The sequence below is a fragment of the Phenylobacterium sp. genome (genome assembly GCF_016793285.1).
In the GTDB taxonomy this organism is placed as follows: Bacteria; Pseudomonadota; Alphaproteobacteria; order Caulobacterales; family Caulobacteraceae; genus Phenylobacterium.
Genome location: NZ_JAEUMO010000075.1, coordinates 25,748 through 38,149, shown reverse-complemented (window position 1 = coordinate 38,149; position 12,402 = coordinate 25,748). Strand labels below are relative to the sequence as shown.

9 protein-coding genes are annotated in these 12,402 nt (G+C 70.3%); 2 read left to right on the top strand and 7 right to left on the bottom strand.

The features are described 5' to 3' along the window. The 5 genes from ppdK to JNL41_RS07980 all read right to left on the bottom strand — a co-directional run. Positions 1–2,603: pyruvate, phosphate dikinase (gene ppdK, locus JNL41_RS08000; RefSeq protein ID WP_293473804.1), on the bottom strand; the 2,603-nt coding region annotated here is incomplete at its 3' end. 18 nt (positions 2,604–2,621) lie between these two features. Continuing rightward, complete coding sequence (gene glyS, locus JNL41_RS07995) at positions 2,622–4,892, bottom strand: glycine--tRNA ligase subunit beta (protein ID WP_293473802.1); 2,271 nt, start codon at positions 4,890–4,892, stop codon at positions 2,622–2,624. Positions 4,893–5,151: 259 nt separating this feature from the next. After that, positions 5,152–6,036, bottom strand: a complete 885-nt coding sequence (locus tag JNL41_RS07990) for a glycine--tRNA ligase subunit alpha (RefSeq protein WP_293473800.1) — start codon at positions 6,034–6,036, stop codon at positions 5,152–5,154. Between the two features lie 96 nt (positions 6,037–6,132). Continuing rightward, on the bottom strand, positions 6,133–6,534 hold the full coding sequence (locus tag JNL41_RS07985) for a hypothetical protein (protein ID WP_293473798.1): 402 nt from the start codon (positions 6,532–6,534) through the stop codon (positions 6,133–6,135). Between the two features lie 106 nt (positions 6,535–6,640). Further along, on the bottom strand, positions 6,641–7,261 hold the full coding sequence (locus JNL41_RS07980; RefSeq protein ID WP_293473796.1) for a fasciclin domain-containing protein: 621 nt from the start codon (positions 7,259–7,261) through the stop codon (positions 6,641–6,643). Positions 7,262–7,670: 409 nt separating this feature from the next. Between JNL41_RS07980 and JNL41_RS07975 the strand changes: the two genes are divergently transcribed. Both JNL41_RS07975 and JNL41_RS07970 read left to right on the top strand, forming a co-directional pair. Then, positions 7,671–8,009 (top strand): P-II family nitrogen regulator, encoded by a 339-nt coding sequence (locus tag JNL41_RS07975; protein ID WP_293473794.1) that lies wholly within the window; start codon positions 7,671–7,673, stop codon positions 8,007–8,009. 14 nt (positions 8,010–8,023) lie between these two features. Then, a complete protein-coding gene (locus tag JNL41_RS07970) occupies positions 8,024–9,577 on the top strand; it encodes an ammonium transporter (protein ID WP_293473792.1) in 1,554 nt (517 codons plus the stop codon). A gap of 221 nt (positions 9,578–9,798) precedes the next feature. Here the strand turns inward: JNL41_RS07970 and JNL41_RS07965 are convergent, their stop codons facing one another. Further along, positions 9,799–10,674 carry a 4-(cytidine 5'-diphospho)-2-C-methyl-D-erythritol kinase gene (locus JNL41_RS07965; protein WP_293473791.1) on the bottom strand — a complete coding sequence of 292 codons (876 nt, stop codon included), beginning with the start codon at positions 10,672–10,674 and terminating at the stop codon, positions 9,799–9,801. Positions 10,675–10,678: 4 nt separating this feature from the next. Next, positions 10,679–12,364, bottom strand: coding sequence for a tetratricopeptide repeat protein (locus JNL41_RS07960; protein WP_293473789.1), 1,686 nt, complete (start codon positions 12,362–12,364; stop codon positions 10,679–10,681). Positions 12,365–12,402 lie beyond the last annotated feature (38 nt).

The following is a 12,402-nucleotide window of genomic DNA, read 5'->3' as shown; positions in this document are numbered from 1 at the left end:
AGGCCGACCTTCTCGCAGAACTGGATCGAGGCCGGGTCGCCGCCGTGTTCGCCGCAGATGCCGAGCTTCATGCCCGGCCGCCTGGCGCGGCCGCGTTCGGTGGCGAGGCGGATCAGGTCGCCGACGCCGTCCTGGTCGAGGCTGACGAACGGATCCTTCTCGAAGATGCCCTTCTCGATGTAGGCGTTCAGGAACCGCCCGCTGTCGTCGCGGCTGATGCCGAAGGTCGTCTGGGTCAGGTCGTTGGTGCCGAACGAGAAGAACTCGGCGTACTCGGCGAGGTCGCCGGCGCGGATGGCCGCCCGGGGCAGTTCGACCATGGTGCCCACCATGTACTCGATCCTCTGGCCCCGCTCCTCGATCACCGCCTTGGCGGTCTTGTCGGTGAGCTGGCGCAGGAACCGCATCTCTTCGCCCTTGGCGACAAGGGGGTGCATGATCTCCGGGATGGGCGCCGGGCGGCCTTCGGCGGCCACCTCGCACGCGGCCTCCATGATGGCGCGGACCTGCATCTCGTAGATCTCGGGGTACGAGACGCCTAGGCGGCAGCCGCGGTGGCCCAGCATCGGGTTGACCTCGTGCAACTCCTGCGCGCGGCGCAGCAGCTTGGCCGGATCGAGGCCGGTCGCCTCCGCCACGGCCTGCACGTCCTCCTCGTTGTGCGGCAGGAACTCGTGCAGCGGCGGGTCGAGCAGGCGGATGGTGACCGGCAGCCCCTCCATGATCTTGAAGAGGTCGACGAAGTCCTTGCGCTGCATCGGCAGGATCTTGTCGAGCGCGTTCTTCCGGCCGGCCACGTCGTCGGCCAGGATCATCTCGCGCACGGCGGCGATCCGCGCCGGATCGAAGAACATGTGCTCGGTGCGGCAAAGGCCGATGCCCTCGGCGCCAAACTGGCGCGCGGTGGTGGCGTCCAGGCCGGTCTCGGCGTTGGCGCGCACCTTCAGGCGCCGCACCTCGTCGGCCCAGCCCATCAGCGTGCCGAAGTCGCCCGACAGCTCGGGCTCGATCATCTTCACTGCGCCCTGGAGCACCTCGCCGGTCGAGCCGTCGATCGTGACGACGTCGTAGGCGCGGATGGTCTTGCCGCGGGCGTGGAACTCGCCGGCGCGGGCGTCGATGTGGATCTCGCCGGCGCCGGAGACGCAGGGGCGGCCCATGCCGCGCGCGACCACGGCGGCGTGGCTGGTCATGCCGCCGCGGGCGGTGACGATGCCGCGCGCGGCGTCCATGCCGCGGATGTCCTCAGGGCTGGTCTCCTCGCGCACGAGGATGACGGCTTCGCCCGCGCCGCCCAGTTTCTCGGCCTCTTCGGCGGTGAAGACCACCTTGCCGGTCGCGGCGCCGGGGCTTGCAGGCAGGCCGGTGGCGACCACGTCGCGGGGCGAGGACGGGTCGATGGTCGGGTGCAGAAGCTGGTCGAGGCTGGCGGGCTCCACGCGCATCACCGCTTCGGCCTTGTCGATCAGCCCCTCGCTGGCCAGGTCCACCGCCACCTTCAGCGCAGCCTTCGCCGTGCGCTTCCCGTTGCGGGTCTGCAGCATGTAGAGCCGGCCCTGTTCGACCGTGAACTCGATGTCCTGCATGTCGCGGTAGTGCTTCTCGAGCTTGCCCACGACCTCCTTGAACTGGGCGAAGACGTCGGGAAGCGCCTCTTCCATCGAGGGGTTCCTGTCGCCCATCTCCTCGCGGGCGACCTTGGTCAGCGGCTGCGGGGTGCGGATGCCGGCGACCACATCCTCGCCCTGGGCGTTGATCAGGAACTCGCCGTAGAGGCGGTTGTCGCCGGTCGAGGGGTTGCGGGTGAAGGCCACGCCGGTGGCCGAGCCCTCGCCCATGTTGCCGAACACCATCGACTGGATGTTCACGGCCGTTCCCCAGCTCTCGGGGATGTCGTGCATGCGACGGTAGAACTTGGCCCGATCGTTCATCCAGCTCGCGAACACGGCGCCGATGGCGCCCCAGAGCTGCTCGGTCGGGTCCTGCGGGAAGGGCTCGCCCCGCTCGTCCTCGACGATGCGCTTGTAGTCGGCGACCACCTCTTCCCAGTGCTCGGCCGAGAGGCCGGTATCGACGTGGATATCGAGGCGGTCCTTGTGGTCGTCGAGCACCTCCTCGAACATGTGGTGGTCCAGGTCGAGGACCACGTTCGAGTACATCTGGATGAAGCGGCGGTAGCTGTCGAAGGCGAAGCGGCGGTCGCCCGAGAGCCTGGCGAGGCCTTCCACCGTCTCGTCGTTGAGGCCGAGGTTCAGAACCGTGTCCATCATGCCGGGCATCGACGCGCGCGCGCCCGAGCGGACCGAGACCAGCAGCGGGTTGGCCGCGTCGCCGAAGGTCTTCCCGGTGACCGTCTCGACCTGCCGCAGGCCGGCGGCGACCTGGTCTTTCAGGTCGGCCGGATAGGCGCGGTCGTTCGCGTAGTAGTGGACGCAGGCCTCGGTCGTGACCGTGAAGCCGGGTGGCACGGGAAGGCCCAGGGCGCTCATCTCGGCAAGGTTCGCGCCCTTGCCGCCGAGCAGGTCCTTCATCGAGGCGTCGCCGTCCGCCGAGCCGCCGCCGAAGGCATAGACCCAACGCGTCTTCACCATCGTATCGGCCATAGCGATCAAGTCCCTCGTCTAACCTGTGACCTGCGAGAAATCCGCCACCTGCCCCATGGCGTCGCGGACCTTCGCCAGCAGACGCAGGCGATTGTCGCGTTCCTCAGCATCGTCGGAATTCACTAACACCTTGTCGAAGAACGCGTCGACCGGCCCGCGCAGCTTCGCGAGCTCGCGCATGGCGGCGGCGAAGTCCTCGGCGTCGAGCGCGGCGTCCAGCCTGGCTTCGAGCGCCGCGACGGCTTCGATCAGCGCAGTCTCCTCTGCGGGCGAGCCTGCCGTCCGGACGGGCGCACCGCCGGGTAGCGGGCCCTTCTTCTCCTCGGCCCGGAGGATGTTCACGGCGCGCTTGTAGCCGGCGAGGAGGTTGGCTCCGTCCTCGGTCTTCAGGAACGCGTCCAGGGCGTTCACGCGGGCCACGATGCGGACCAGGTCGTCGTCGCCGAGCGCGAAGACGGCCGCCACCAGATCGTGACGCTGGCCGCGGTCTCGCAGCCACACTTCCAGGCGGTCGGCGAAGAAGGCGACTAGGTCGGCGGCGACGTCCTCGTAGGGGCGGAACTCGAAGAGCACCTTTCCGGCCGGCTTCTCGCGCTGGAGGCGGTCGAAGACGAGGTCGACCTCGCGGTCCATGGCCACGACCTGCGGCTTGCCGTCGAGCAGCGCCTCGTCGAACTCGCGCAGATAGGTGTCGAACTCGCGGCTCTTGGCGCGGCCGGCGGCGCCCAGATGGGCGGTCAGCTTCGGCGTCGAGACCCAGAGCGCGCGGCCCGGATCGACGTAACAGCGCAGCGCCTTGTACCAGTCGGCCACGGCTTCCTTGAGCGGGATGCGCAGTTCCGACCCCAGGACGATGCGGATCACGCCCAACGCCGCGCGCCGCAACGCGAACGGATCGCGCGAGCCGGTCGGCTTCTCGTCGATCGCGAAGAAGGCGCAGAGCGTGTCGAGCTTGTCCGCCAGGGCGACCGCCATGGTCACCGGACGGTCCGGAACCTCGTCCTTGGCGCCGGCGGGCTTGTAGTGGTCGCGGATCGCTTCGGCGACCAGGGGCGAGAGGCCCTCCCCTTCCGCGTAGTAGCCGCCGATGACGCCTTGCAGCTCGGGAAACTCGCCCACGACGCCCGTGCCGAGGTCGGCCTTCGCGAGGCGCGCGGCCTGGGTGGTCTTCGCGACGTCGGCGCCGACGCGCGGGGCCAGGGCCGCGGCCAGCATCTCCAGCCGCTCCACGCGCTCGTACATGGCGCCCAGCCTCGCGTGGAAGGTGACGCCCTTCAGCTTTTCGAGGCGATCTTCGAGACGAACCTTGCGGTCTTCGTTCCAGAAGAACCGGGCGTCCGACAGGCGCGCCGACAGCACCTTGGCGTTGCCGGTCGCGATCGTCCTGCCGCCGTCCCTGGCCTCGATGTTGGCGACCGCGAGGAAGTGGGGGGCGAGCTTGCCCGTGGCGGGGTCGCGGACGGCGAAGTAGCGCTGGTGGACGCGCATCGAGGTGCGGATCACCTCGGGCGGCAGGTCCAGGAACGCCGGGTCCATGTCGCCCAGCACCGGCACGGGCCACTCGACGAGCCCCGCGACCTCGTCCAGCAGGCCGGCGTCCTCGACGAGCTCCAGATTGCGCGCCTGGCACAGCGTCCTGGCGTCGGCCAGGATCCGCTGCTTGCGCTCGTCGGGATCGAGGACGACGTAGTGCTTGGCGAGCTTCTCGGCGTAGGCGTCGAAGTCCTTGGCCTTGAACGGCTGGCCCGAGCCCATGAAGCGGTGGCCCTGGGTGGTGTCGCCGCTGTCGTGGCCGTCGATGTTGAACGGCACGATCTCGCCGTCGAACATGCAGAGGATGCGCCGGAGCGGTCGCACCCAGCGCAGCTTCGACACGCCCGAGACCATCGACTTCGGCCAGGGGAAGTCGCGCACGATGGCCGGGACCATCTCGGCCACAATCTCGGCCGTCGGGCGGCCCTTCTTGCTCAGCGTCGCGAACCAGACGCCGTCCTTCTCGACGAGGTCGGACCTGGCGAGGCCGTTCTTGCGCAGGAAGCCGTCCAGCGCCTGTTCGGGCGCGTTGGTGCGCGGGCCCTTCAGCTCTTCCGAGCGGTCCTTCTGCGCCTCGGGCAGCCCTTCGGCCACCAGGGTCAGGCGGCGCGCGCCGGCGAAGGTCTTCAGCGCCTCGGGCAGCAGGCCTTCGGCCGCCAGCCGCTCACGCGCCATGCGCTCGAGGTCGCGCGCGGCGTTCGCCTGCATCCGCGCGGGGATCTCTTCGGAGAGGAGTTCGAGAAGGAGCTGGGGCATCAGTGAATACGGATCAAGAGATCGACGCGCCTTCCTACCTCCCCCGCGAAGCGGCGGGAGCGGGACCGGCCGCCGAGCGCAGCGGAGAGCGGTCGGTGGAGGGGGCGAGCTTCAGGCTCGGCGGATCGGGTGGGCAAGAGCAAGCTCAGCGGACGGGGCTCGCCCCCTCCACCATCGGCTCTACGCCCGGCGACGCCGGGCTCGGCCGACGGTCCCCCTCCCGCCGCTCTGCGGGGGAGGTATAGGATGGCGCCCGTCTTCATGCGTTGCCGCCCTGGCTCTCGACCCAGGCCTCCGCGCACATCTTGCAGAGGTCGCGGATGCGGCCGATGTAGCTCTGCCGCTCGGCCACCGCGATCGCGCCGCGGGCGTCCATGATGTTGAACAGGTGGCTGGCCTTCAGGACGTGGTCGTAGGCCGGCAACGCCAGGGATTGCCCCTGGCGTCCACGGGCCGCCAGGATGCGCGGCACCTCGCGCTCCATGTCCTCGAACTGGCGCCTGGCGGTCTCGACGTCGGCGACTTCCAGCTCGAACGCCGAGAACTGCTGCTCGTTGGCGAGGTAGATATCGCCGTACTTGAACTCGTCGTTGAACTGCAGATCGTAGACGTTCTCCTTGTCCTGCAGATAGAGGCTCAGGCGCTCCAGCCCGATGGTGATCTCGCCCGCCACCGGGAACACGTCGAGACCGCCGACCTGCTGGAAGTAGGTGTACTGGGTGATCTCCATCCCGTCGCACCAGACCTCCCAGCCGAGGCCCCAGGCGCCCACGGTGGGGTTCTCCCAGTCGTCCTCGACGAAGCGGATGTCGTGCAGCAGCGGGTCGATCCCGATCGCCTCGAGGCAGCCGAGGTAGAGCTCCTGCAGGTTCTCCGGGTTCGGCTTCAGGATCACCTGGTACTGATGGTGCTGGTGCAGGCGGTTGGGATTCTCGCCGTAGCGGCCGTCGGCCGGCCGGCGTGACGGCTGGACGTAGGCGACCTTCCAGGGCTTCGGCCCCAGGGTGCGCAGCACCGTCATCGGCGACAGCGTGCCCGCGCCCACCTCGACGTCGTAAGGCTGCAGGATGGCGCAGCCCTGCCGGCTCCAATAGTCATGGAGCTTCAGGATCAGGCCCTGAAACGAGAGCGGCTTGTCGGGCATCGGGCGGCTTGTTCGCAGGTGCAAAAAAAGTCGGCGGACCATAGGGCCCGCCGACCTTTGCTTCAACCGCCGAAAGGGCGGGTGTTTTCGAGGGCTTCAGTTGCCCCGGGCGGCCGTCCGCTTGCCGGCGCGCGACATGGGCTGGCCGTACTTCGCGCGGTTCTCCGCGGTGTCCGGGACCGGGCCGTTGGTGACCGTCACGTTGGTGAAGGTCGCCGAGGTGTTGACGGCGGTGTCCGCCGCGGCGGGGGCTGGGGGCACTGTCGCGGCGTCGGCGGGGACGTCCGCCGGCGGGACTTCGGTCGCGGCGGCCGCAGCCGGCGTGCCGAGCGGGACCTTCACCGTCTCCGTGTACTGCTTGTCGTCGGACGGGGCGTGAGCGCCGTTCCAGTCGCCCGTGACCGAGCCGGGCGTGGGCGCCGCCGGCTGCTGGGCGTAGGCGAGGCCGCCGGCGAGCGCGAAGGCGGTGGCGGCAGTGGCGAGATAGGCGAGCTTCATCGTCAGGACTCCAGGTTGGTGGCGCGATCCTTTGCACCCCTTCCTCAATGTGCCGACGCTCTACGGCTCAGGCGGACGTTGGTTCCGCCCGAGCCGCAGGATTCTCCTATTGTTTCGCCGTCGCCGAAGCGTCGGCCGCGGGAGGCGGCGCAGCGGGCGCCACCGGGTCCGCATTGCCCTGGCCGGCGATCAGAACGTGGTCGACCACGTGCAGCAGGCCGCTGCCGGTCTTCACATCGGCCTGAACGATGGTCGCGCCGTCCACCTTCATCACCCCGCCCTCGTCGCTACCGTCGAGCAGGATGGTGTCGCCGGCGCCCGAAGGGATCGGACCCTTCGCGCCCTTGATCTTCGTCGAGGCGACGGGCGCGTTCACGATGTGGTGCAGGATGAACTTCTGCATCGCCGCCTTGTCGGCCTGCAACCTGGCGAGATCGGCTGCCGGCATCGCCTGGAAGGCCGAGTCGGTCGGGGCGAACACCGTCAGGTTGGCGTTGGTCTTCAGCAAGCCGGCCAGGTTCGTGTCGGTCAGGCCCTTCGTGAAGATCGTGAAGCCGCCGTTCAGCTTCAGGGTGTCGACGAGGTCGCCGTTGACGGTGACGGGCTTGGCCGCCCCGGCGGTCGGCGCGGCGGCGGGCGCAGGCGCGGCCGGCGCCGGCGTCTGGGCCTGGGCGGCGAAGGGAGCGGCCGCAAGCGCGACGGCGGCGAGGAGCAGGCGGGTCGTCATTCAGGATCCTTCGTGGCTGCTGGCGACCTTCAGGCCGCGAATATGGCGAAACGGGACAGTCGTCATTCCGATGCCGTCTGGCGACCCGCCCCAGGGATCGCCCTCTGGGTCGCCGCGAGACTAGGCGTTGAAGGCGCCGGATTTACGACGACTTGCGGGCGCGTCAAGCGCGGGATCGGCCCTCCCGTGGGGTCAGGATGCGCAATCGGCAGGCGCCCCGGCCGATCGGCGCCCGCAATTTGAGCGGCGCGGGCCTTCTTCACCGCACGCTCGCCCCGGCGGGCCGTGCAGCCGAGCCTCGCGACATAGCGTCGGCCCGACCGCGGCCAAGGGGATCAACGACGAGCCGCGGTCCAAGCGAACGAGAGGGGTTGGCCCACCCGGCGGGCCGAACGCGGAGAGCGAGCGGATGAAACTCATCATGGCGATCGTCAAACCCTTCAAGCTGGACGACGTGCGCGAAGCGCTCGTGTCGGCCGGCGTGGAGGGGCTGACGGTCTCGGAGGTCAAGGGCTATGGCCGGCAGAAGGGCCAGACCGAGATCTATCGGGGCGCGGAGTACCAGATCAACTTCCTGCCCAAGGTGAAGCTCGAGTGCGTCGTCGACGACGCGCAGGCGGGCAAGGCCGTGGAGGCCATCAAGGCCGCGGCCGCCACCGGCAAGATCGGCGACGGAAAGATCTTCGTCCTCGACGTCTCGGACGCCGTGCGCATCCGGACGGGCGAGACCGGCGCGGCCGCGCTTTAGGGGAACAAGGGGACATGCTTATGACGTTTCTCGCAAGAACGCGGCTGGCCGGGCTGGCGCTCGCCGCCGCGATGGCCGCAGCGCCGCTGGCGCCGGCCTTCGCCCAGGAGGCCCCAGCCCCTGCCCCGGCGCCCGCCGCCGCGGCTCCGGCCGCAGCCGCGCCTGACGCCGCCGCCCCCGCCGAGACGGCTCCGGCCGCGGCGCCGGCCGAGATCAAGGCGCCCGAGCAGACCGTGAACAAGGGCGACACCACCTGGATGATGGTCTCGGCGGTCTTCGTGCTGCTGATGATCATCCCGGGTCTGGCGCTCTTCTACGGCGGCCTCGTGCGTCAGAAGAACATGCTGAGCATGCTGATGCAGACGGCGACGGTGTGCGTCATCGGCATGATCGCCTGGGTGATCTACGGCTACAGCCTGGCCTTCACCGACGGCGGCAGTCACGACACCTTCTTCGGCGGTACGGCGCGCCTGTTCCTGAAGGACGTCACGCCGGCCTCGAACGCGGCGACCTTCTCGACCGGCACCTACATCCCCGAACTCGCCTTCATCGCCTTCCAGATGACCTTCGCCGCGATCACGGCGTGCCTGGTGCTGGGCGGGGTGGCCGAGCGGATGAAGTTCGCCGCCGTCGTGGTGTTCGCCGTCCTGTGGCCGCTGCTCTCGTACTACCCGATGGCCCATATGGTCTGGTGGTGGCCGGGCCCCGACGGCATCGCGACGGCTCCGACCGCGCCGGTGAAGTCGGGCCTGCTGTGGGGCTGGGGCGCGCTCGACTTCGCAGGCGGCACGGTGGTCCACATCAACGCCGGCGTGGCCGCGCTCTGCGGCGCGCTGATCCTGGGCCCCCGCAAGGGCTACCGTTCCGAGCCGATGCAGCCGCACTCGCTGACGCTGACGCTGGTGGGCGCGGGCCTGCTGTGGTTCGGCTGGTTCGGCTTCAACGCCGGTTCGAACCTGGAAGCCAACGGCTATGCCGCCCTGGCGGTGGTGAACACCTTCGTGGCGACCGCGGCGGCGGGCTTCTCCTGGGCGGTGACCGAGTGGGTCACGCGCAAGAAGGCTTCGCTGCTCGGTATGGCCTCGGGCCTGGTCGCCGGCCTCGTGGCCGTGACCCCGGCCGCGGGCTTCGCCGGCCCGATGGGGGCCCTGGTGCTGGGCCTGATCGTCTCGCCGATCTGCGTCTTCTTCTGCTCGGTCGTGAAGAACGCGCTGAAGTACGACGACAGCCTGGACGCCTTCGGCATCCACGCGATCGGCGGCATCGTGGGCGCGCTGGCCACCGGCATCCTGGTGGCCAAGGGCCTCGGCGGCGCGGAGATCGTCGACTACACCACCTGCGCCGCCGACGGCGACATCTCCACCTGCGACGTGCTGGCGAGCTACACCATGGCGGGCCAGTTCATCACCCAGCTCAAGGCCGTGGCCGTGGCGGTCGCCTGGTCGGCAGTGGCCTCCAGCATCGTGTTCTTCATCATCAAGTACACGGTCGGCCTGCGCGCTTCCCCGGAAGCCGAAGAGGAAGGCCTGGACATCGTCGAACACGGCGAACGCGCCTACCACTCGTAGGCTCTCTCGAGAGGCGGGCGCTTCCGGTCGGGGCGCCGAGGACATGCGGAACGGGGGTCCTTCGGGGCCCCCGTTTTCGTTGGGCGCGCTGCAGGCGCCGCTGTCTGAACCACCAGGATCACCAGGCACACGAAGAGCCGGCAGGTGCGCCTTGGCGGACCTGGCGTCAGATGGCGGCGCTGCCGCGTCAACGCGGCTCGAAGGCCTGCGCCCCCTTCCTGCTAAGCCCAGGGCCCGCCGAGGCGGCAGCGCTTCACCCACCAGGCCGGCGCGAGGGCTTCGAGGCGTTCGGCGAGGCTCTCGGCGGCGATGTCGTCGTCGCAGAGGGCGAAGCAGGTGCCACCCGAGCCGGAAACGCGTGCGATCAGGGCCTCGGGCTCGTCGCGGAGGGTCGCGAGCACGGCGCCCACGTCGGGCGCGACGGCGACCGCGGCGGCCTCCAGGTCGTTGCGCTGGGTGGCGAGCCAGGCGGCGACTTCGTGGACGTCCTCGAAGGCGTCGGGCATCCGCGGCCGCGTCACGTCGCCGAACGCGCCCGAGGCGTCGAGCGCGCGGTAGACCTCGGGCGTCGAGACCGGGACGCCGGCGTTCACCAGCACGGCGTGGAGTTCGGGCAGGCCCGGTGCGGGGCTCAAGCGCTCTCCCTTACCCTGCGCGACCACCGGGCGGCCCCAGAGGCAGGCGGCGCCGTCGGCGCCGAGGCTGGCGGCCACGCGCTCCAGGCGGGCGTCGTCGAAGCCGGGGGTGAAGACGTCGCGGATCAGGCGCAGCGCCGCGCCCGCGTCGCTGGAGCCGCCGCCCAGGCCGCTGGACACCGGGAGGTGCTTGTCCAGGGTGAAGGCGAGTTCCTCCATTGGCCGGCCCAGTTCGACGACGAAGGCGCGCACCGCCTTGACGATGAGGTTGTCGGACTCGCGGCCTAGCCCGGCCGCGAACGGACCGCGGACGGCGACGCTCCCTTCGCCCGGCCGCACGCTGACGCGGTCGCCGACGTCGCCGAACACCATCAGGCTGCAGATCGGGTGGTAGCCGTCCGTTCCAGGCCCGCCCACGTGCAGGAACAGGTTCACCTTGGCGGGCGCGAAAGCCTCCGCCATGGCGCTACGGCCCTGCGACCCGCTGCGTCGGCCCCAGGCCCCCGGAGATCTTCTTCTCGGCGTCGGCCTTGATCTTGTCGTCGGGCTTGAGCGTCAGCACGCGCCGCCACTGGAACCCGGCCTCGTCCTTGCGGCCGACCATCCAGTAGGCGTCGCCCAGGTGGTTGTTGATCTCGGGGTCGCCGGCTTCCAGCTCGACCGCCTGCTCGAGGATCTCGACGGCCTTCTTGTAGTCGCCGAGCCGGTAGTGGGCCCAACCCAGGCTGTCGACGATGGCGCCCGAGCGCGGATTGGCCGCCACGGCCTTCTCGACCATGCCCATGGCTTCCTTCAGCCGCTCGCCGCGGTCGATCCAGGCGTAGCCGAGGTAGTTCAGTAGCTCGGCCTCGTCGGGCCGCATCTTCAGCGCCTGGGACAGGTCGGCCTCGGCCTCCTTCCAGCGGCCGGTGCGCTCCAGGGCCTGGCCGCGGGCGTAGTAGAGCGTCCACTCGGGCGCCTTCGACTCGGCGATCAGGCCGTTCAGGATCTCGATCGCCTCGGGATACTGCTCGTTGGCGCGCAGGAGGTCCGAGAGGGTCAGGCGGCCGTCGCGGTCGCCGGTGGCCGCTGCGGTGCGCGCGAGCTTCAGCGCGCCCTCCTTGTCGCCGTCGCTCTGGTAGCTCCAGGCGAGCTTGGCCTGGGCGGCAGGGAACTCGGCGGCGGTGACCTTGACCTTCCGATAGGCCGCGCGGCCGCCCTCGACGTCGCCGGCCTGCTGCATCAGGTCGCCGACCATCAGCCAGGCTTCGCTGCGGTCCGGATCCAGCGCCAGCGACAGACGCAGGTAGGCGAGCGCGGTCGCCTCCTGCTTGGCGCTGACCATGGTCGCGGCCGGGGCCAGCAGCGCGAAGGCGGCGCCCTGCTTGATCGACGGCATCGCCGGCGCGCTCTTGCCGGCCGCCGCGCGTGCGCGGGCCGCCTTCACCGCGAGGTTGGACGGATTCCGTTTCAGCGCGGCGTCGTAGTAGGCCAGCGCCTCCGGTCGGCGGCCCCGCCGTTCCAGGAAGCCGCCGTAGGCCAGCACCGAGATCTCGCTGGGACTCTCGCCCGAGGTGACCGCCTTGAAGTCGGTCTCGGCCTCGTCGTAGCGGCGCGCGCGCTCGAAGAGGTGCGCCTGGCCGATCTGGCCGAAGTAGTCGACGCCCGGGTCGCCTCGTAGCTGGGGCCGCACGAACGAGCCCTCGACGTCGCCCGACGCTGCGGCCACCCACGGGCCCAGCAGCGCCGCGGCGCCTCGGTGGGGGAAGCCGATCCCGTCGGTGGCGAGCTCGGCCTTGGCGACCTTGCCCTTGCCGTCGGCCAGGGCGGCCACGACCTTCACCAGCCGGCCCAGGCGCTTGCCGGGCTCGCCCGCGTCGGCGCCCGAAGGTGCGATCGCGGCGGCGCGTTCGATGTCGCCGGCCATCAGGGCCGCGGTGAAGGCGCGTTCGGTGATGGCGGGATCGCCCCCGCTCTCGTCGCGCGCCAGTTCCAGGAACTTCGCGGCCTCGGCGCTGCGGCCCTCGGAGAGCGCGGCGTTCCCGGCCAGGAACATCCCGTAGGCGCTGTCCGCGGCGGCCGGAGCGGCGGGGTCCAGCGTGGAAGTCTCGGTGGTGGCGCAGGCGCTCAGCAGGACGAACGGCGCACACGCGGCAAGAAGCAAACGACGCATGCGCGGGAGTCTGGGCGTGCAAACGCCCCGCCGCAAGC

Coding starts and splice junctions, on each gene's coding strand:
- glyS (WP_293473802.1), bottom strand. CDS start 4,892: ATGCCCCAGCTCCTTCTCGAACTCCTCTCCGAAGAGATCCCCGCGCGG.
- JNL41_RS07990 (WP_293473800.1), bottom strand. CDS start 6,036: ATGCCCGACAAGCCGCTCTCGTTTCAGGGCCTGATCCTGAAGCTCCAT.
- JNL41_RS07985 (WP_293473798.1), bottom strand. CDS start 6,534: ATGAAGCTCGCCTATCTCGCCACTGCCGCCACCGCCTTCGCGCTCGCC.
- JNL41_RS07980 (WP_293473796.1), bottom strand. CDS start 7,261: ATGACGACCCGCCTGCTCCTCGCCGCCGTCGCGCTTGCGGCCGCTCCC.
- JNL41_RS07975 (WP_293473794.1), top strand. CDS start 7,671: ATGAAACTCATCATGGCGATCGTCAAACCCTTCAAGCTGGACGACGTG.
- JNL41_RS07970 (WP_293473792.1), top strand. CDS start 8,024: ATGCTTATGACGTTTCTCGCAAGAACGCGGCTGGCCGGGCTGGCGCTC.
- JNL41_RS07965 (WP_293473791.1), bottom strand. CDS start 10,674: ATGGCGGAGGCTTTCGCGCCCGCCAAGGTGAACCTGTTCCTGCACGTG.
- JNL41_RS07960 (WP_293473789.1), bottom strand. CDS start 12,364: ATGCGTCGTTTGCTTCTTGCCGCGTGTGCGCCGTTCGTCCTGCTGAGC.